A 19,383-nucleotide genomic window follows, 5' to 3' on the forward strand; every position below is an offset into this window, starting at 1 on the left:
TGCTGTTCGGCTTCCTTCAGCGTGGGCACGTCGGCTCTCTCTCGGCTCTGGGCGCAGGGGCGCGGTTCACGACACCAGGGTACCGATCCGCTGGCCTCGGACAGCGCGGCCGACGGCGCCACGGTCGTCGAGGTCCAGGACGATGATCGGAAGCCCGTTCTCCTTGCAGAGCGACACCGCCGGTGCGTCCATCACGGCAAGCTCGCGCTGCACCACCTCCTGGAAGGAGATGGTCGGGATGAACTCGGCGCTCGGGTCCTTGGCCGGGTCGGCGGTATAGACGCCCCGGACCTTCGTGGCCTTGATGACCACGTCCGCGTTCATCTCGATGGCGCGCAGCACCGCTGCGGTGTCCGTCGAAAAATAGGGATTCCCGGTCCCGCCGGCGAAGATCACCACGCGCTGCTTCTCCAGATGGCGCAGCGCCCGCCGCCGGATGTACGGCTCGGCGAGCTGATCCATCCGGATGGCGGTCAGGACCCGGGTGTCGACGCCCTTGCGCTCGAGGAGGTCCTGGAGGGCGAGGGCGTTGATGATGGTGGCCAGCATGCCCATGTAGTCGGCCGATACACGGTCCATGCCGCGCTCGGACGCCTGGGAGCCCCGCACGATGTTGCCGCCCCCGATCACGAGGCCGAGGGCGACGCCCATCCCGTGCAGCTCCATCACCTCTTCGGTGAGCTGGTCCACGACCGGCGGGTCGATGCCGAAGCCCTTGTCTCCGGCCAGCGCCTCGCCCGAGAGCTTGAGGAGCACCCGCTGGTACTTCAGAGGCTGACCGTCCATGGTGGGCTCTCCCCGGCCGGTCAGCGCGAGCCGACCTGGAAGCGTGCGAAGCGGGCCACCTCGATCTTCTCGCCGGTCTTGGCGGAGACCTCCGTGATGAGCTGCTCGATGGTCTTGTCCGGATCCTTCACGAAGGGCTGGCTCATCAAGGCGTTGGCTTCGAAGAACTTGCGGATCTTGCCCTCGACGATCTTCTCCTGCACCTGGGGCGGCTTGCCCTCGGCCTTGACCTGCTCGAGGTAGACCTGGCGCTCCCGCTCGACGAGGTCGGCGGGGAGGTCGTCGCTGCTCACCGAGAGCGGGTTGGCCGCCGCGATGTGCGTGGCGAGATCCTTGGCCAGGGCCTTGAAGTCATCCGTGTTGGCCACGAAGTCGGTCTCGCAGTTCACCTCGACGATCACCGCGGTGCGATTGTCGAAGTGGATGTAGGATCCGATCGTGCCCTCGTTGGCGGCCTTGTCGGCGCGCTTGGCGGCCTTGGCCGCGCCCTTCGCGCGCAGCAGGTCGATGGCGGCCTCGATGTCCCCGTTGGTCTCGGCCAACGCCTTCTTGCACTCCATCATCCCCGCTCCGGTGCGGTCCCGGAGAGCCTTCACGTCCTGCGCGGAGATCTGCATCGTCGTCATCTGCTCGGTTTAGGTGTGGCGGTCAGGTGTTCGGCAAAAAAGAAAGGCGGTGGCCATCGACACGAGGTGGGCCGCCGCCTTTCGGTGAAGCTGGACCGGGCAGGGCCCGGAGCGCGCTCGGCGAGCGCCTACTCCTCGCCGGACGGCTCTTCGCCGCCTTCGGAGCCGCCCGCGGGTGCTTCGGCGCCGTCCTCGCCCGTCTTGAGATGCTGGGCGATGACGTCCGGCCGCGGACGACGCCGGCGCCGGACGCGCCGACGCGGGCGTTCCTCGACGTCGGTGGTCTCCCCCGTCTCCGTCGAGTAGGTCGTGGTCTCGAACTCGTCGGTGCGCCGCATCTCCTCGTCGGGCACCTCGCGCCGGGTCGCCTCGATCACGTCGGCGATGGCCTTGCTGATCAGCCCGACCGAACGGATGGCGTCGTCGTTCCCGGGGATCGGGTAGTCGATGAGGTCCGGGTCGGAGTTCGTGTCGGCGATGGCGATGACCGGGATACCCAGCCGCGCCGCTTCGCGGACGGCGATCAGCTCGCGCTTGGCGTCGACCACGAAGATCGCGCCGGGCAACCGACCCATGTCCTTCACGCCGGACAGGTACTTCTCGAGCTTCAGCCGCTCCCGCTCGAGCAGCAGCCGCTCCTTCTTGGTATAGAACTCGAAGCGGTTCTCTTCCTGTCCGCGCTCGAGCTCCCGCAGGCGCCGGATCTGCTTCCGGATGGTCTGGAAGTTCGTCAGCATCCCACCGAGCCAGCGCTCCGTCACCCAGAACGCCCCGGAGCGCGAGGCTTCGGTCTCGATGATGCTGCGGAGCTGCTTCTTGGTGCAGACGAACAGGATCCGCTCGCCCTTCAGCGTGACCTGGCGCACCGCCTCCTGGGCGGCGTGCAGCCGGTCCAGCGTCTTGCGGAGGTCGATGATGTGGATGCCGTGACGTTCAGTGAAGATGAACTTCCGCATCTTCGGGTTCCACCGACGGGTCTGATGCCCGAAGTGGACGCCCGCTTCCAACATCTCGTTGAGTCCGATCTGCTCCATGCCCCGACCTGAGTCGTTCCTCGTGAGCGTGCTCTTAACGCTTGCTGAACTGGAACCGCTTGCGGGCCTTGGGACGCCCGGGCTTCTTGCGCTCCACGGCGCGCGGATCGCGCGTCAGGAGTCCCCGCACCCGCAGGCGGGGTCGGAGCTCTTCATCCCGGCCGGCCAGGGCGCGCGCCAGGCCCAGACGGACCGCGTCCGCCTGGCCGGAGAGGCCGCCCCCACGCACCCGCACCTTCACATCGAACTGACCGACGAGCTCCGTGGCCTCGAAAGGCTCCTCCACCCGCTTGCGATGGCTTTCGCGCGGGAAGTAGTCCGAGAGCTCACGGCCGTTGATCCACCACTTGCCCGCGCCAGGGCGGAGCAGGACACGCGCGACCGCCGTCTTGCGACGGCCGACGGTCTGTACGTTGTCAGGAGTCTTGGCTGCCATTCCGATCAGTTGCCGCGGCTGGGAAGGGTCAGGGGCTGCGGGTCCTGGCCCACGTGGGGGTGCTCGTCCCCGGCGTAGACGCGGAGCTTCTTCCGCATGGTGCGCCCGAGCGCGTTCTTGGGAAGCATGCCCTTGACCGCGAGCTCGATCACGCGCTCCGGATGCCGCTCCTGCATGGTGCGGAACGGGATGTGGCGCTCCCCACCCATGTAGCCCGAGTGGCGGAAATAGGTCTTGCTGTCGGCCTTGTTGCCGGTCAGCATGACGCCCGACGCGTTGATGACCACAACGTGATCACCGGTGTCGAGAAAGGGCGTATACTGGGGCTTGTGCTTGCCGCGCAGGATACGAGCAACTTCCGTGGCGAGGCGGCCGAGCGGTTGGCCGGCGGCGTCGACGACCCACCACTTCCTCTGGATGTCGCCTTTCCGGGGTGTATACGTCTTCATCGCAGAACGGCAAAGGGCTGAAATGATATAGCTTTTTAAGCTAGTCGCCCCCCCTGGGGGTGTCAACGCGCGGGCCCGGGCTCCGGATCCGGCCGCCGGCGAGGGCCGCCGGGCGGCCGGCCGCGCACGCCAGGCCAGCGTGCCACGGCGGTCGGACCGTAGGGGCCTCAGTCGTGGAAGGCCGCCAGGTGCCGGGCCCGCGAGGCATGGCGCAGCCGCACCAGGGCCTTCTCCTTGATCTGCCGGACCCGCTCCCGGGTCACGCCGATCTCCGCGCCGATCTGGGCCAGGGTCAGACCCTCCTGTCCGTCGAGCCCGTAGTAGAGCCGGAGCACCTTGGCCTCGCGCGCCGTCAGGGTCTCCAGCGCGCGCGCCACCCCGGTCCGGAGCGCCAGGCCCTCCACCCGGACCTCCGGTGTCTCCGCGTCGGGGGCGCCCAGCCGCTCGGCCAGCGGCAGGTCGTCCCCGTCCCCGGTGCCGCCCCGACGATCGAGCGACACGTGGGGGCGGGCCACCGTGTACTGCGACTCCACCTCACCGGGGTCGAGGCCCAGGTCCACGGCCACCTCGGCCGGGGTGGCCTCGCGGCCGAGCTCCTGGGAGAGCGCGGCGCTGCGGCGGGCGATCCGGAACAGGGTGCCCGCCCGGTTGATGGGCATCCGGACGATGCGCGCCTGTTCGGCCAGCGCCCGCAGGATGGCCTGCCGGATCCACCAGACGGCGTAGCTGATGAACTTGATCCCGCGCGTCTCGTCGAACCGGACCGCCGCCCGCAGCAGCCCCACGTTGCCCTCGTTGATGAGATCGGACAGCGGCACGCCCTGGTTCTGGTAGCGCTTCGCCACCGCCACCACGAAGCGCAGGTTGGCGCGCACGAGGTGGTCGAGGGCCAGGTCGTCGCCCTCCCGGATGGCGCGCGCCAGGCGCGCCTCTTCCTCCTGGTCGATCAGCGGGAAGGCGCTGATCTCCAGCAGGTAGCGGTCGAGGGACCGCTCTCCGGGAGACGAAGTCCCGAGTCGGACCATGGACGTCGAGCGCGGCCTTCCCGGCATCCGGGACCGCCGCTACCCCTCCCACGCTGAACCGGAGCCCGACCCCCATGGTCGAGCGACGACCGCGAAAGGCCCCGGGGGACGAGACCGGGCCCCTCCCGTACTGCAAATGGGACCGCCCCGGCGCGCGGCGCAAGCAGCGTCCACGCCCGCGGACGGGCCGCTCAATCCACGCGGGTCCCGATGCGGGCCCAGCGCACGCCGGCCCACCAGTGCGGCGCCTGCAGGTCCCAGTCGAGCGAGTAGTAGACCCGCCACGGGCTCCCGAGCATCGCGTCACGCGGGACGAAGCCCCAGTACCGCGAGTCCTCGCTGTTGTCCCGGTTGTCGCCCAGGACGAAGTACCGATTCTCCGGCACGCGGATCGGACCCCAGTTGTCCCGAGTGGGCCGGTACCCGCGCTTGGGCCCCTTCACCAGCCAGGCCTTCTGCCAGAGCATGTCGGGATGTACCGCGTCCCCCGTTCGATCGAGCACCTTCACGTAGGGCTCGTCCACGGCCTTGCCGTTCCGGAAGAGCCGCTTGGAGCGCATCTCCACGATGTCCCCCGGGCCCCCCACCACGCGCTTGACGTAGTTCTTGCCGGGATCGTGTGGCGCCGAGAAGACGACCACCTCGCCCAGCCGCGGCTCCCGCAGGGACGGGATGCGCAGGTGCGTACCCGGCACCTCCGACCCGTACAACGCCTTGTTGACCAGGAGGAAGTCCCCCACGAGCAACGTCCCCTCCATGGAGGAGGTGGGGATCTTGAAGGCATCCACGACGAAGAAGCGGACGGTCAGCAAGAGCACGAAGGCGATGACGGCCGATCGCACCCAGGCCAGCAACACGTTGAGCATCCTGGTCATCCCCGCGCCCCCTCCCGACCGCCGGACCGGCCGCCCGTCAGTAGTTGTCGATCTGGGCCCGCTGGAGTCGGCCCGAATAGTCGACGTAGCCCACCTTCGTCTCGGAGTAGAAGTCGTAGACCTCCCACCCGCCCTCCCGGTGGCCGTTGCCGGTCTGCTTTACACCGCCGAACGGCAGATGAGCCTCGGCTCCGATGGTGGGAGCGTTGACGTAGGTGATCCCGTTGTCCAGCTCGTTCAGGGCCCGGAAGGCGGTCCGCACGTCCGACGTGTAGACGGAGCTGGACAGGCCGTAGACGACCTCGTTGTTGATGGCCACGGCCTCGTCGAACGTCCGGAACGTCAGGACGCTGAGCACCGGACCGAAGATCTCCTCCACGGCGAGCCGACTGCCCGGGGCGACCGCTCGCACGACGGTGGGGGCGAAGAAGCACCCGTCCGACAGGCCTTCCGTCCCCGGACGGCTGCCCCCGGTGACGAGCTCGGCCTCGCTCCGCGCGACGTCGACGTAGGCCTCCACCTTGGCGACGGCCTCCTCGTGGATCAGGGGCCCGACGTCGGTGTCCGCCTCGAGCCCGTCGCCCAGCCGCAGGGCCTCAGCCCGGGCCACGAGCCGATCGAGGAACTCGCGCTCGATGGACTCGTGCAGCAGCAGCCGCGACGTGGCCGTGCAGCGCTGGCCGGTCGTCCCGAAGGCGCCCCACAGCACGCCGTCCAGGGCGAGCTCCATGTCCGCATCGGGAAGCACGATCTGCGCGTTCTTCCCACCCATCTCGAGCGAGAGCCGCTTGTGCATGCGTCCGCAGATCTCTCCGATACGTCGGCCGGTCGTGGTGGAGCCGGTGAACGAGATCACCGGCACGTCGGGATGCTCGACGATCGCCGCCCCGACTTCCTCCCCGTAGCCGTGTACGAGCTGCACGACCTCCGGGGGCAATCCGGCCTCGAGCAGGATCTCGACGAAGAGGGCTCCCGTGTGCGGCACGTCCTCGGCGGGCTTGAAGACCACCGCGTTCCCGCAGGCCAGCGCGGGGAAGATCTTCCAGGTGGGGATGGCCATGGGGAAGTTGAACGGCGTGATCATGCCGCAGACACCGATGGGACGGCGGAAGCTCATGGCCCACTTGTCCCGCAGCTCCGACGGCACGGTATGCCCGAACAGGCGGCGTCCTTCCGCGCCGGCATAGTAGGCCGTGTCGATGCCCTCCTGGACGTCGCCCCGGGTCTCGGCCAGCACCTTTCCCATCTCGCGGGTCGCCGCCCGCGCGATCTCCTCCTTGCGGGCGCTCATGAGGTCGCCGGCCCGGCGCAGCACCTCTCCCCGCGCCGGAGCGGGCGTGCGGCTCCAGAGCTCGAACCCGCGGCGCGCGGACTCGACCGCCCGCCGGACGTCCTCCGGGCCGGAGCGGGGGAACCGACCGATGAGGTCGGACCGGCGCGCGGGGTTGCGGTTCTCGAACCAGGCGTCGGTGGCGGGCGGGCACCAGGACCCGGCGATGAAGTTCTGGAAGATCGGGTCCATGATCCTCGAGGCGGGACGTGGGGCCGGCGGGACAGGTGGGACGAGGAACTTCGTGCCGGTCCAGCCGTGCCACAAGGCGACGCGTGGAGGCTGCCGGGGACGGTCGCCCCTGGCAGGCTTCCTGCTCGGATGGACGGGCATTCCTCCCTGCCCCGAGGTCTGTTCTTGAGCTCCGCCCCCGAGACCAGCAGCCGGATCCTGGGCACCGTCGTGGTGCTGGCCCTGTGCCTGCTCGGCGCCCGCACGGCGGCGGACGCCTGGTCCGCCGCCGGAGGGGACCCGACGCCCTGCTCCCGCGACACGGACTGTCGCGAGCGGACCCGCGCGGTGAAGGCGGCGCCCGCCGAGCTCCTGCAGCGGGATACCGTCTGCCGGGACGCCGGGTACCTCTGCGCCGACCCGGCGGAGCCCGATTCCTTCCGCGTGCTGCGGTGGCCCGACCCCGACCGGATCCTGACCGTGGTGGTCCCGACGCCGGACGAGGAGCGCGGGACCGCGGCCCGGCTCCAGCGCGCGGCCGTGCGCGGCGTCCTGCGGTGGGACGGCACGCCCATGCGGATCCGCGTGGTCGAAGGGCGGGTGGCGCCGGCCGACGCCGACGTGACGCTGCGCTGGGCGGCACGGCTGGACGACGGGCGCCTCGGATCGACGCGCTACGAATGGCGCCGCTCCGGGGAGACGACCCGCTTCCGCGTCCTCGACCTGGCGCTGGTGACGCGAGACCCGTTCGATGCGCGTCGGATCCTCACGGACGACCAGGTCGAGCTGGCCGCCGCGCACGAGATGGGGCATGCGCTGGGGCTGGGCCACAGCGACGCGCCGGAGGACGTGATGTATCCGGAGAACACCGCCGTGCGCCTGACGGCGCGCGACTACGCCACCGTGGCCGCCCTCTATCGGCTGCCGGACGGCGCGCTGGTCCGCTGACGCCCGGAGGCGGACCGGCGGCGGATCGGCGGGGGCGAGCCACGCTCCACCGGCGGTCCGCCGCTCGCGGCACGCAGACCGGAGCTCCGCCGCGCGCAGGCGCGCCGCAGCCTACACGCTTTCGCGGGTGAGGTCGTAGCGCTCGATCTTCTTGTAGAGGTTGGAGCGCGGCATGTCGATCGCTCGCGCGGTCTCCGACACGTTCCAGTCGTGCTCGCGCAGCTTGTGCAGGATGTAGGCGCGCTCCGCCGCGTCCTTGAAGTCGCTGAACGTGGACGCCTGCAGCAGCTCCCCCCCGAGCCCCAGGGAGGTCTCGCGGCCGCGCGCCAGACGCTGCACGTCCTCCTCCGCCACCTCGGGGCCGGCGGCGAGGATCATCAGGCGCTCGACCGTGTTGCGCAGCTCGCGCACATTGCCGGGCCAATCGAGCTCCGACAGCCGCTCGAGGGCGCCCGAGGAGAACGTGCGCTCCTGGCCTCGCCCCGAATCCACCATCCGCCGAACGAAGTGGCGGACCAGCATGGGGATGTCGTCCCGGCGCTCACGCAGCGGCGGGACGTGGATGGGCACCACGTTCAACCGGTAGAAGAGATCCTCGCGGAACTGCCCCTGCGCGATCTCGTCCTCGAGGTCCTTGTTGGTGGCGGCCACGACCCGGACGTCCACGTCCATGGCCTTGGTTCCGCCCACGCGGGTGACGACCCGCTCGGCCAGGGCGCGCAGCACCTTGGCCTGGGCGGCGGGCGACATGTCGCCGATCTCGTCGAGGAAGAGCGTGCCGCCGTCCGCCTGCTCGAACTTCCCCGTCCGGTCGGCGACCGCACCCGTGAAGGAGCCCTTGAGATGCCCGAAGAGCTCGGACTCGATCAGCTCGGAGGGGATGGCCGCACAGTTGACCTCGACGAAGGGCCCGTCGGCGCGCTGGGACAGGCGGTGGAGCGCGCGGGCCACCAGCTCCTTGCCGGTGCCGTTCTCACCCGTGATCAGCACGTCGGCGTCGGTGGGGCCCACCTTCTCGACGACCTGCAGCACGTGCCGGATGGCGAACGAGGTGCCGACGATCTCGTACCGGCTCTCGACCTCGGTGCGCAGCCGCTCCACGGAGTCGGAGAGACCCTTGCGCTCGAGCGCGTTGCGCAACGTGACCAGCAACCGGGTGGTGTCGAGGGGCTTCTCCAGGAAGTCGAACGCGCCCTGTCGCGTCGCCTCGACGGCGGTGTCGATGGTGCCGTGCCCGCTGATCATCACGAACACGCCGCCCGGCTCGCTCTCGCGTAGCTTGCGCAGGAGCTCCAGCCCGTCCATCCCGGGCATCTTCACGTCGAGGAAGCTGACGTCGGGCGCGACGTCCGGATACAGCCCCAGCGCTTCCCGCGCGGAGTCGGCCACGGTGACGTCGTGGCCCTCGTACTCGAAGACCTGCTCGAGCGCGTTGCGGATGGAGGCTTCGTCGTCGACGATGAGGATCCTGGCCATCAGGCGCCCTGCCCCGCGACCACCACGAGTCGATCCTCTTCGACGTACGCGGAGCGCAGGCCGGAGGGAAGCCGCACGTACAGCGCGTTCTCGGGAAGCCCCGGAGGCCGGACCCGATCCAGCGACGCGATCACGCGCGGCGCCGTGGGGCGCGGCAGCGGGATCCGCGCGAGGCGGATCCGGTCGACCAGGAACGCGGAGCCCTGACCGTCGAAGGGGATGAGGGTGCCGATGACGGCCACGTCCACCGTATCGGGGAGGGCGCCGAGTGTACCCCCCAGGTCGGGAAGCGCCGGGACGTCCGCCATGACGAGCCGGCCGGAGAGCTCCAGCCGCCCATCCTCGATCGCCACGACCGGATCGAGGATCGCGGCCGGGATCTGGTCCCGCGCGTCGTAGCGAAGCAGGCTGGTGAGCTCCACGCCGTCGAGCTCGGCCTGCCCGGCGCGGTCGTCGAGGAGGGCTTCCACGCGGGCCCGGGCGGCCGTGGCGACGCGCTCCGAAGGCGCCGCGTCGGGGGTTCCCGCCGCGGCCGACGCGGCGGGCTCCATGCCTACCCAGCGCTCCGCCGCCGGGAAGACCCGGTCACCCCACCGCCAGCCCGCCCACGCGACCACCACCAGCACGGCCGCCGTCACGACGGTTCCCACCAGCCTCCGGATCAGACCGAACACCGCTGCCTCCACCCTGGGGAACGCTCCCTCCCTGTCGGGCCGGAGCTGGATCTTCCGTGGTACCACCGATCCGGACCCGAGTTCGGACCGAGGCCGCTCACGCCGGACGCTGCGGCAGCTCGCTCTGGTGCACCACCGTGTAGCGTGGCCCTTCGGCTCCGAGGTGGCTCTGCATGAGATCCACCGTGCGGACGGGCGTGCGCTGCCGGTGCTTGAGCCCGGCCACCCGCGCATCCAGCCCCCGAAAGGCACCCGCTCCCTCGTCGGTGGCGCGCGCCAGGGTGATATGGGGATGGAAGGCGCGCGTCTCGCGCTCGAAGCCGAGCTCGGCCAGACCCCACTCGAGATCCTGCTTCAGGCAACGCAAGGCAGGCGACGGTTCCACGCCGAGCCACACGATCCGGGGCTTGCGGATCGTGGGGAACGCTCCGAACCCGCGACACTCCAGGGGAAAGACCGCGTTGGAGGCCGCGATGCGGTCGAGCTTGGCGGCGATCTGCGGCACCCGCCGCGGGTCCACGCTGCCCAGGAACTTGAGGGTCAGGTGGTAGGTGGAATCGTCCAGCCAGCGAAGAGGAAACGCGCACTCCCGCAGCCCCTTGGTGGAGCCGTGGATCGTGCGCTGGTCCTTCCGGGAGAGGTTGATCGCGACGAAGAGGCGCATCGTCACCTGGGTCGGCGTCCGTGCTCGGACGGGGACGGGCCGAAGCTAGGGAGCGGCCGACCGGCCCGGCAAGCCTGCAGGACCCGCGTCCCCACCGCCGTCGACCCGGGCCGCCCCGGGCTCGCCCATCGGCACCGGGGCCGGCAGGGTCCGGGACCTGCGGCGCCGCCCCGTCTCCCGCGTGATGATGCCCACCGACAGGACGATCACGCCGGCTGCGGCCAGGGTCCGCGGAGCCAGCGGCTCTCCGCCGAAGCCCCATCCCAGGAGAAGGGCGACCATCGGGTTGACGTAGGCGTAGGTGGCGACGCGGGCGGCAGGCTGGACCCGGAGCAGCCACACGTAGGCGGAGAAGGCCACGAGCGACCCGAAGACCACCAGGTAGGCGAGGGCCAGGACCGACCGGAGGGACACTGCGGCCGCGTCGACGCGCACGGGCTCGCCGAGCGCGAGGCTGAGCGTGCCCATGAGCAGACCGCCGGCCAGCATCTGCATGGCAGTGGCCAGGAGGGGTGAGGCGGGCAGCGGGGCCGTGCGTGAATAGAGCGATCCGGCGGCCCACGCCCCCGCGGCGACCACGACCGCGCCCGCCCCCAACCATCCCTGCCGTGTCCCGTAGCCGAAGCCGTCGTCCAGGACGAGGAGGGCCACTCCACCGAGGCCCACGAGCACGCCGAGCGCCAGGGCCGGCGAGGGTCTGGACCGGGTCCCGAAGCGCCATTCGAGCAGCACGACCCAGAGAGAGACGGTCGCCACCAGCAGGGCCGCCGTCCCCGACGGTACATGCTGCTCGGCCCACACCACCCCCCCGTTGCCGCAGAGAAGGAGCAGTCCACCCACGATCAGGGCGCTGCGCCACTCCAGGCGGGCGGGACGGGGCGCCCCGCGCAGCCGCGCCCACGCATACAGCAGCCCGCCGGCCAGAAGGAACCGCAGCGACGCCATCAGGAACGGCGGCAGCGACTCGATGGCGAAGCGGATCGCCAGATAGGTCGATCCCCAGACCAGGTAGACCGCGAGGTACGCGCCGACGAGCCGGAGCCGGGAGGGCTCCGTCCGGGTGGGCATGGCGTGGGTGCACCGGGGCGAAGGGGAGGAGGCGGGAGGGCCCCGCTCCGGGTGGCAAAGCTCGACCGGAGCGGGGGGCGGCGGCAATGCCCCGGCCCGCCCTCGCGCGGTGGAGCATCGGAGGGTCGGCCCGCCCCGGAACGCAGCACCCGCCGCGTCACGGGGGGAGCGGGCGGTAGGCCAGCGCCTCCGTCACGTGCGGCGCATCGACGGCGTCCGCGTCGTCCAGATCGGCGATGGTGCGCGCGACCTTGAGGACCCGGTGATAGGCGCGCGCCGACAGCGCGAGGCGCTGGGCAGCCTCCAGGAGCAGCGCGCGGACCGGAGGCGCCAGCCGCACGTGCCGCTCCAGGTCCGCGATGCCCATGTGCGCGTTGACCAACACGCGACCCTCCCGTTCGAAGCGCGCGCGCTGACGCGCCCGGGCGGTCGCGACCGCGGCCCGGGTGGTGGCCTCCGCGTCCGGCGCGGCCGCCTCCGCCAAGGCGCGCAGGTCCGCCCGCGGCACCCACAGGAAGAGGTCCATCCGGTCCAGCAAGGGTCCGGAGATCCGGCTGCGATAGCGGCGCACCGCCTCCTGCGAGCAGGGGCACGGCGTCGCGGTGGCCCCGCGCAATCCGCAGGGGCAGGGGTTCATGGCCGCCACCAACTGTACGCGGCTCGGGAAGCGCACGGACGCGCGGGCGCGGGCGATGAGGACCGACCCCTCCTCCAGCGGTTGGCGCAGGCTCTCCAGTGCGGGCCGCCGGAACTCGGGCAGCTCGTCCAGGAACAGCACGCCCCGGTGCGCCAGGCTCACCTCGCCCGGGCGGGGTGGGCGTCCCCCACCCACCAGTCCTGCCTCGCTGATGGAGTGATGGGGCGCGCGGAACGGGCGCCGCTCCAGCAGCGAGCCACCGGCCGGTAGCAGCCCTGCGGCCGAGTGCACGCGCGTCACCTCCACCGCCTCGCGTTCGGCGAGCGGAGGCAGGAGCGTCGGCAGAGCGCGCGCGAGGAGGGTCTTGCCCGCCCCCGGGGGTCCTTCGAGCAGCAGGTTGTGGGCGCCCGCCGCCGCGATCTCCAGCACCCGCTTGGCACGCGGCTGTCCCCGGATCTGTGCGAGCGCGCCCGCGCTGGGGGGAGGCCCGTTCCGGGGCGGCGGCGGTGGACGGTCGCCGAGCCGGCGCTCCCCGCGCAGGTGCGTGACGACCTCACGCAGGTGATCGGCGCCCAGCACCTCGAGGCCCGCGATGGCGGACGCCTCGCGTGCATTGGCGCGAGGGAGCACCAGGGTGCGTACCCGCTCATCCACGCAGAGCAGCGCGACCGACAGCGCGCCCCGGACCGGACGCAGCGACCCGTCCAATCCCAGCTCGGCCACGAAGACCGTATCCGCCAGGGACGCCACCGGCACGGCACCCGCCGCGGCCAGCAGCCCGAGCGCGATGGGCAGGTCGAACGCGCTCCCCTCCTTGGGCACGTCCGCCGGGGCCAGGTTGACGACGATGCGCCGGGGCGGGACCGCCCGATCGATGTGGGCGAGCGCCGACAGCACGCGATCACGGCCCTCACGCACGGCGCCGTGCGGCAGCCCCACCACCTGGAATCCGGGCAGACCGGGAGCGACGTCGACTTCGACGTCGACCCGATAGGCGTCGATGCCCAGCAGGGCGGCGGAGGAGAGTCGCGCGAGCACGCCCGAGTCTCGCCGGGCAGAGGGGCGTCACCATGACGGGTTCGGCCGCACGACGACGCGCCCCGGGGCCGAAGCCCCGGGGCGCGTGGAGGATCCGGGAGAGGACCGCCCTCAGCGGTGGCGGCGGGGACGCCGGCGCCGCTCCCGGCGCGGCCCGTCGTCTCCCCCGCCGAGCCCGATGGAGACCCCCACCTGGAAGGTGACCAGGTTGGCCTCGCTCAGCACCGGATACAGCGTGATCGAGCCGTCCGGGTTGTCGACGATGTCGCCTTCGGTCAGATACTCCGCGCGACCGTTCTCGTGATAGTTCGCGCTCAGGTCCAGGTAGACCGGGGTGCGACCATGCGAGACCTGCAGCTGCAGGCCGGCACGGCTCCTCCAGCCCCAGACGAGATCGTCGAAGTTCGTGGTGTCGAAGAGCCCGTCGTAGTCGTCCGGTCCGTTGAGGGACGACGAGGTGACGAAGTACGAGAGCCCCCGCCCCACCCCCACGTAGGGACGCACCGCGCCGAGGTCCACGCCCAGCTCCGCGCCCAGGTCCGCATAGAGGATGCTGTTCGTGGTGGTCAGGTCCGCGAGCACGCGACACCCCAACCGGTCGCTGATGCACACCTCCTGACGCTCGTGACCGTAGACGAGGAAGCCACCGCCCACGCGCACGCGGAAGAGGCCGGCCGGATCCACGGCCCACGCCAGACCGGTGCCGAGGCCCCACCCGTCGTCGACGAACTGCGAGAACTCGCCCACCGGGTCCCCGGCCACGAAGCCGAGGTCGAGGAAGAGCCGCGGATCGCTCCGCTCGTCGAAGCGCATCTCGCGTCCATACCGCTGCGCCTCGGCGGGAGCCGCGCTGGCCAGCACCAGCACCACCAGCCCCACCGCGCATCCCGCACCCAGCCTTCGCGCCTTCATCGTCCCTCCTCGCCCGTGGTCGCTGCGTCCTGCACCGCCCCGGGGGCAACCGCCGTGCCCTAGCGGGGCGGACCTCGAGAACGCGGCGTCCTGGCTGGGGTTGGGGCCGGCCGTCCCCTCCTGCCCCGGAGCGGCGCTGTCCACTTCCGCGGGACGTCCCCACCGGCACCCGTCCTCCGGGGAGGACACTGAAAGCCGGTCGCCCGATGGACGCTTTCCCTGCTGACATAAGCAGCTTATAGTAAGCCGGTACACCGAGCCCGCTGGAGGACCGCATGACCGACATCGACGCCTCGACCCTGTACGGCACCCTCAACCTGCTGCTCCTGCAGGCGCTCGAGCATGAGCCGGGGCACGGCCTCGAGATCCAGCGGCGCATCGAGCGGCTCTCGGAGGCGGCCCTCAACGTGGAGGAGGGTGCCCTGTATCCTGGGCTGCGCCGGCTCGAACGCGACGGGCTGGTGACCTCCGAGTGGGGGATCTCCGACGCGCGTCGGCGCGCGCGCTTCTACCAGATCACGCGGAAGGGTCGGGCGCGGCTGGCGCGCGAGCGGGCGAGCTGGCTGGACACGGTGCGGGCCGTCGGGCGGGTGCTGCGCATCCGCCCGGAGGAGGTGGGCTGATGTCCGGGCGGAAGCCGCACCCCACCCCCCTTGCGAACGAGGACGAGGGCTCGGCGCGCGACATCGACGAAGAGCTGACCTTCCACATCGAAGGCCGGGCCCGCGAGTGGATGGCCTCCGGCGTGCCCCGCGACGAGGCCTTCCGCCGCGCGCGCGCCGCATTCGGGGACCTCGAACGGATCCGCACCGAGATGCGGGCCGTCGACGCGGAGTCCCGGCGACTCCGGGGGCGTCGCGACCGCCTGCGCGACCTCCTGCGCGACGTTCGCCTCGCGAGCCGTCGGCTCGTCGGGCAGCCGGCGCACAGCGCGGTCGCGATCGGCACCCTGGCGCTCGGCATCGGCGCCAGTGTGGCCATGTTCACGGTCCTGGACGCGGTCGTGCTCCGTCCCCTGCCCTGGCCGGCTCCGGACCGGCTGGTCCAGCTCTGGCCTCGCCTCAACCACAACATCACGCTCTCCCGGCTCGTGGGCGACGGCGTTCCCTCCGTGGAGGCCTACACGGGCCTGTCGCGCTGGGGACTGACCTGGACCGGCGGCGACGAGGCCCGCGTGCTGGACGCACTGGCCGTGGACGCAGGCTACTTCGACGTGTTCGGTGCACAGGTGGAGCGCGGACGCAGCTTCACCCGCGCCGACACCGACCCCGACCGCTCCGACGTGGTGATCGTCTCGCACGCCTTCTGGGCCTCCAGGCTGGGGAGCGATCCGGACGTGATCGGACGCCGCCTCCAGCTCGACGGATACCTCCACCCCACGCGCACGATCGTCGGTGTGATGGACGCCGGCCATCGCCCGCTCGGGCGCGCGGCAGACGTGTGGGTGCCGCTGCATGTGCCTCCGGGGCGCGACTTCGCCTCCGACAGCACGTGGTACGTGAACTCGGTCGTCGCGCGCATGCGTCCCGACGCTTCGGTGGATCAGGCCGACGCGGAGGTCCGCGCGGCCGCGCGCCGCATCGCCGACCTGTGGCCCGGTCGCCTGGACGCGGAGACCGTGCAGCGTGCGGGCGCGGTCGGGATCCTCACGGCGGTCATCGGCGACGTGCGCGGCACGTTGTGGACCCTGCTCGGCGCGGTCGGCCTGGTGCTGCTGATCGCCTGTGCCAACGTGGCCAACCTGCTGCTCGCGCGCGCTGCCTCGAGGCAGGGGGATCGTGCGATCCGCGCCGCGCTCGGCGCCACGCGGGCGCGTCTGCTGCGCGAGCACCTGATCGAGAGCGCATTGTTGGCCGGCGTCGCCTGCGCCGCGGGCGCGGCGCTCGCGCAGGTGGCGCTCCGCCTGCTCGCACTGCCGGAGTCCTCCGGCCTGCCGCGTCTGGACGGTGCAGGCCCGTCGGTCGATATGCGCGCGCTGGGCTTCGCCGTCACCACGAGCGCCGCCTGCGTCCTCGTGTTCGGGCTGTTGCCGGCCCTGCGCGCGTCCGACCTCGAGCGCACGCCGAACCTGCGCGAGGGCGGTCGGGCCCGCACGAGAGGTCCGGCACTGCATCGCGCCAACCGGATGCTGCTGGCCGGGGAGGTCGCGCTGGCGATGGTGCTGGTGACGGGGGCGGGCCTCATGGTGTCGAGCTTCGTGGCGCTGCGTGCGGTGGAGCCGGGCCTGGACGCGAGCGACGTGTTGAGCGTGCGGATCGTACCGGCCGAGGACCGGTTCGCAGCGGACCGTGCGCTCGGCCTGTGGAAGGACCTGGAGGCACGTGTCGCCGCGCTCCCGGGCGTGAGCGGAGTGGGCAGCATCCAGCTCGAGCCCTTCACCGACGGCAACTGGGGATTCCCGTACCTCGCCGAAGGGCACGCACCCCCGGCGGACGGCCCGCTCCCCGTCGCGAACTTCCGGGTGGTGACGCCGGGCTACTTCGAGGCGGTCGACTTGCCGGTACGCGCGGGGCGCGCGCTCACGGACGCCGATCGCGCAGGCACGGCCGGCGCCATGGTCATCAACGCGCGTATGGCGGAGCGGCTGTGGCCGGACTCCGACCCCGTGGGACGGGAGATCCGCCTCTTCGGGGACGTCTCCTACCGGGTCGTCGGCGTCGTCGGTGACGTGCACCAGCACGCGCTCGACCGGGATCCCGAGCCCGAGATGTACGTGGCGCATGCGCAGTACGGGACACCGGGTCCGCTGGTCTCGATGGCGCTGATGGTGGAGACGGACGATCCCGCCCGCCTCACCGGACCGGTGCGGGACGTCGTGCGGCAGATCGATCCCGACATCCCGGTCCCATCCCTGCGACCGCTCACCGAGGCGCTCGACGCGTCGATGTCGCGGCGGCGCTTCTACGCGCTGCTGCTGGCGGGCTTCGGCGGGCTGGCCCTGCTGCTGGGTGGTCTCGGCGTCTACGGCGTGATGTCGTACCTCGTGGGCGCGCGCCTCCCCGACTTCGGCGTGCGGCTCGCCCTGGGCGCCGCGCCCGCGGACGTCCGCCGGGAGGCGCTCCGGTCGGGTCTGGTCCCGACGGCGTGGGGGCTGGCCCTGGGGACCCTCCTGGCGCTTGCGTCCACCCGGCTCCTCCGCGCCGCGCTGTACGGTGTCTCCCCCCTGCACCTCCCCACCTACGTGACGGTCGCCACGGTCCTGGTCGGCGTCGCATCGCTCGCGTGCTGGGCTCCCGCCCGGCGCGCGGCCCGTGTCGATCCCGTGCGCGTGCTCGGCGCCGAGTAGGCACCGGCAGGCGTGGCCGGGCGGGCGTGTCACCCTTCTCGCACGCCCGGCGGCGTCCACGTTGCCGAGGTCCCACCCTCTCGTTATCTCCGTAGCGCTTCCTGAACCCTGGACGCCCCGAAGCGGACCCGGGAGGGCCGATGAGGATCGCCGTACCGCGAGAGACGCAGGCCGGTGAGCGCCGGGTGGCGCTCGCACCCGAAGCCTGTGGCAAGCTGGTGAAGAAGGGGCACGAGATCGTCGTGGAGACCGGTGCCGGAGCCGACGCCGGGTTCCCCGACCCGGTCTACGAGGCGGCCGGCGCGACCGTCGTGCCCCGCTCGCCGACCTGGTTGGAGGGCGCCGACGCGGTGGTGCGCGTACAGCCCCCCGAGGACGAATCGGATACGCCGGAGGGTTCGGTGCTGATCGCCTTCCTCAGCCCGATGACCCGACCCGACCTGCTGGAGCGGCTGGCCCGCCGGCGCGTCACGGCCTTCGCCATGGAGGCCGTGCCCCGGATCACGCGCGCACAGAAGATGGACGCGCTCTCCTCCCAGGCGACCGTGGCGGGCTACCGCGCGGTGCTCATCGCGGCACAGGAGCTTCCGCGCTTCCTGCCCATGTTCATGACGGCGGCGGGAACCGTGCCTCCGGCCAAGGCGCTGATCCTCGGCGCCGGCGTGGCCGGGCTGCAGGCCATCGCCACCGCCCGGCGCCTGGGGGCGGTGGTGTCCGCCTTCGACGTGCGACCCGCGGTGAAGGAGCAGGTGCAGAGCCTCGGGGCGACCTTCCTCGAAGCCGAGCTCGACCACAGCGCGGAGACGGCCGGCGGCTACGCCCGCGCGCTCAGCGATGAAGAGCACCAACGCGAGCTGGAGCTGATCGGGGGGGCGCTGCCGGACATGGACGTCGTGATCACCACGGCACAGATCCCGGGCAAGCCCGCGCCGCGCCTCATCACGCGCGCGATGGTGGAGACCATGCGTCCCGGCGCCGTGATCGTCGATCTGGCGTCGGAGAGCGGGGGCAACTGCGAGGTCACACGTTCCGGTGAGCGGGTGGTCCATCACGGGGTGACCGTCCTGGGCCCCGTGAACCTGCCGGCCTCCCTCCCCTACGACGCGAGCCAGATGTACGGCCGCAACGTCCAGGCCTTCCTCGAGCACCTGAGCGCCGACGGCGCGCTCCATCTCGATTTCGAGGACGAGATCACGAAGGGCGCCTGCGTCACGCACGCCGGCGAGATCCGTTTCGGCCCCGCCCGACAGGCGCTCGGCCTGTCGCCGCTCACCGCCCCCGCCACGTCCCAGTGAGGTGACATGGGTCCTCTGCTGATCGGTCTCTACGTCTTCGTGCTGGCCATGCTGGTCGGCTTCGAGGTGATCACCAAGGTGCCGCCGACGCTCCACACGCCTCTCATGTCCGGCGCCAACGCCATCTCGGGCATCACGCTCATCGGCGCGCTCGCCGTCGCCTCCACCGCCGACTCGCCGCTGCTGACGGGCCTGGCGGTCGCGGCGATCGTCATGGCCACGATCAACGTCGTGGGTGGCTTCATGGTGACGGATCGCATGCTCCAGATGTTCAAGCGGCGGTAGGCGGACATGGACAAGACCACTCTCGTCGAGGTCGCGTACCTCGTCTCCGCGACGCTCTTCGTCTTCGGTCTCAAACGCCTGGGCTCCCCGGCCACGGCCCGCCGCGGCAATCAGCTGGCCTCCCTGGCCATGCTGGTGGCTGTGGTGGCCGCCGTCATCGAGCATCAGATCCTCAACTGGGGCATGGTGGGGCTGGGGCTCATCCTCGGCTCCCTGGTGGGCGCCGTGCTGGCCCGCCGCGTCCAGATGACCTCCATGCCCGAGCTGGTCGGCATCTTCAACGGGTTGGGTGGGGGCGCCTCGGCCGTCGTGGCGGCCGCCGAGTTCGTGCGTCTCAGCGTGGCACCGTCCGGCCTGCCTGGCATGGA

20 protein-coding genes are annotated in these 19,383 nt (G+C 71.6%); 6 read left to right on the forward strand and 14 right to left on the reverse strand.

All coding sequences use genetic code 11. From position 1 onward, the window contains the following. Positions 1 to 66 precede the first annotated feature (66 nt). The 8 genes from pyrH to R3E98_18555 all read right to left on the reverse strand — a co-directional run bounded on the left by pyrH (position 67) and on the right by R3E98_18555 (position 6,753). On the reverse strand, positions 67 to 786 hold the full coding sequence (gene pyrH / locus R3E98_18520; protein ID MEZ4425400.1) for a UMP kinase: 720 nt from the start codon (positions 784 to 786) through the stop codon (positions 67 to 69). Between the two features lie 20 nt (positions 787 to 806). After that, on the reverse strand, positions 807 to 1,412 hold the full coding sequence (tsf, locus tag R3E98_18525) for a translation elongation factor Ts (GenBank protein MEZ4425401.1): 606 nt from the start codon (positions 1,410 to 1,412) through the stop codon (positions 807 to 809). A gap of 128 nt (positions 1,413 to 1,540) precedes the next feature. Further along, positions 1,541 to 2,446, reverse strand: a complete 906-nt coding sequence (rpsB, locus tag R3E98_18530; GenBank protein ID MEZ4425402.1) for a 30S ribosomal protein S2 — start codon at positions 2,444 to 2,446, stop codon at positions 1,541 to 1,543. A gap of 34 nt (positions 2,447 to 2,480) precedes the next feature. After that, positions 2,481 to 2,882, reverse strand: coding sequence for a 30S ribosomal protein S9 (rpsI, locus tag R3E98_18535; protein ID MEZ4425403.1), 402 nt, complete (start codon positions 2,880 to 2,882; stop codon positions 2,481 to 2,483). A gap of 5 nt (positions 2,883 to 2,887) precedes the next feature. Continuing rightward, positions 2,888 to 3,331, reverse strand: coding sequence for a 50S ribosomal protein L13 (gene rplM, locus R3E98_18540; protein ID MEZ4425404.1), 444 nt, complete (start codon positions 3,329 to 3,331; stop codon positions 2,888 to 2,890). Positions 3,332 to 3,498: 167 nt separating this feature from the next. Beyond that, positions 3,499 to 4,356, reverse strand: coding sequence for an RNA polymerase sigma factor RpoD/SigA (locus R3E98_18545; protein ID MEZ4425405.1), 858 nt, complete (start codon positions 4,354 to 4,356; stop codon positions 3,499 to 3,501). A 191-nt stretch (positions 4,357 to 4,547) separates the two neighbouring features. Then, on the reverse strand, positions 4,548 to 5,231 hold the full coding sequence (gene lepB / locus R3E98_18550; GenBank protein MEZ4425406.1) for a signal peptidase I: 684 nt from the start codon (positions 5,229 to 5,231) through the stop codon (positions 4,548 to 4,550). A 37-nt stretch (positions 5,232 to 5,268) separates the two neighbouring features. After that, positions 5,269 to 6,753 carry an aldehyde dehydrogenase family protein gene (locus R3E98_18555; GenBank protein ID MEZ4425407.1) on the reverse strand — a complete coding sequence of 495 codons (1,485 nt, stop codon included), beginning with the start codon at positions 6,751 to 6,753 and terminating at the stop codon, positions 5,269 to 5,271. Positions 6,754 to 6,918: 165 nt separating this feature from the next. Here R3E98_18555 and R3E98_18560 point away from each other — a divergent pair, with 165 nt between their 5' ends. Continuing rightward, the gene (locus R3E98_18560) at positions 6,919 to 7,680 is read left to right on the forward strand and encodes a matrixin family metalloprotease (GenBank protein ID MEZ4425408.1); all 762 of its coding nucleotides are present in this window, start codon (positions 6,919 to 6,921) and stop codon (positions 7,678 to 7,680) included. 111 nt (positions 7,681 to 7,791) lie between these two features. Here the strand turns inward: R3E98_18560 and R3E98_18565 are convergent, their stop codons facing one another. The 6 genes from R3E98_18565 to R3E98_18590 form a co-directional block, all read right to left on the reverse strand. Next, positions 7,792 to 9,159 carry a sigma-54 dependent transcriptional regulator gene (locus R3E98_18565; GenBank protein ID MEZ4425409.1) on the reverse strand — a complete coding sequence of 456 codons (1,368 nt, stop codon included), beginning with the start codon at positions 9,157 to 9,159 and terminating at the stop codon, positions 7,792 to 7,794. Continuing rightward, positions 9,156 to 9,830 carry a hypothetical protein gene (locus R3E98_18570; GenBank protein ID MEZ4425410.1) on the reverse strand — a complete coding sequence of 225 codons (675 nt, stop codon included), beginning with the start codon at positions 9,828 to 9,830 and terminating at the stop codon, positions 9,156 to 9,158. The genes R3E98_18565 and R3E98_18570 overlap by 4 nt, the downstream gene beginning before the upstream one ends. A gap of 97 nt (positions 9,831 to 9,927) precedes the next feature. Continuing rightward, the gene (gene thpR, locus R3E98_18575; GenBank protein MEZ4425411.1) at positions 9,928 to 10,494 is read right to left on the reverse strand and encodes an RNA 2',3'-cyclic phosphodiesterase; all 567 of its coding nucleotides are present in this window, start codon (positions 10,492 to 10,494) and stop codon (positions 9,928 to 9,930) included. A 45-nt stretch (positions 10,495 to 10,539) separates the two neighbouring features. Next, a complete protein-coding gene (locus R3E98_18580) occupies positions 10,540 to 11,562 on the reverse strand; it encodes an EamA family transporter (GenBank protein MEZ4425412.1) in 1,023 nt (340 codons plus the stop codon). Positions 11,563 to 11,719: 157 nt separating this feature from the next. After that, positions 11,720 to 13,237 (reverse strand): YifB family Mg chelatase-like AAA ATPase, encoded by a 1,518-nt coding sequence (locus R3E98_18585; GenBank protein MEZ4425413.1) that lies wholly within the window; start codon positions 13,235 to 13,237, stop codon positions 11,720 to 11,722. Between the two features lie 111 nt (positions 13,238 to 13,348). Further along, positions 13,349 to 14,149, reverse strand: coding sequence for a hypothetical protein (locus tag R3E98_18590; GenBank protein ID MEZ4425414.1), 801 nt, complete (start codon positions 14,147 to 14,149; stop codon positions 13,349 to 13,351). Positions 14,150 to 14,424: 275 nt separating this feature from the next. Between R3E98_18590 and R3E98_18595 the strand changes: the two genes are divergently transcribed. The 5 genes from R3E98_18595 to R3E98_18615 all read left to right on the forward strand — a co-directional run. Continuing rightward, positions 14,425 to 14,772, forward strand: a complete 348-nt coding sequence (locus R3E98_18595) for a PadR family transcriptional regulator (GenBank protein ID MEZ4425415.1) — start codon at positions 14,425 to 14,427, stop codon at positions 14,770 to 14,772. Further along, positions 14,772 to 17,435 (forward strand): ABC transporter permease, encoded by a 2,664-nt coding sequence (locus R3E98_18600; protein ID MEZ4425416.1) that lies wholly within the window; start codon positions 14,772 to 14,774, stop codon positions 17,433 to 17,435. The genes R3E98_18595 and R3E98_18600 overlap by 1 nt, the downstream gene beginning before the upstream one ends. A 140-nt stretch (positions 17,436 to 17,575) precedes the next feature. Continuing rightward, the gene (locus tag R3E98_18605; GenBank protein MEZ4425417.1) at positions 17,576 to 18,730 is read left to right on the forward strand and encodes a Re/Si-specific NAD(P)(+) transhydrogenase subunit alpha; all 1,155 of its coding nucleotides are present in this window, start codon (positions 17,576 to 17,578) and stop codon (positions 18,728 to 18,730) included. A 6-nt stretch (positions 18,731 to 18,736) separates the two neighbouring features. After that, a complete protein-coding gene (locus tag R3E98_18610; GenBank protein ID MEZ4425418.1) occupies positions 18,737 to 19,015 on the forward strand; it encodes an NAD(P) transhydrogenase subunit alpha in 279 nt (92 codons plus the stop codon). A gap of 6 nt (positions 19,016 to 19,021) precedes the next feature. Continuing rightward, a partial coding sequence (locus R3E98_18615; GenBank protein MEZ4425419.1) for an NAD(P)(+) transhydrogenase (Re/Si-specific) subunit beta occupies positions 19,022 to 19,383 on the forward strand: 362 nt, incomplete at its 3' end.

The organism is Gemmatimonadota bacterium (genome assembly GCA_041390125.1).
GTDB lineage: Bacteria > Gemmatimonadota > Gemmatimonadetes > Longimicrobiales > Gaopeijiaceae > JAGQIF01.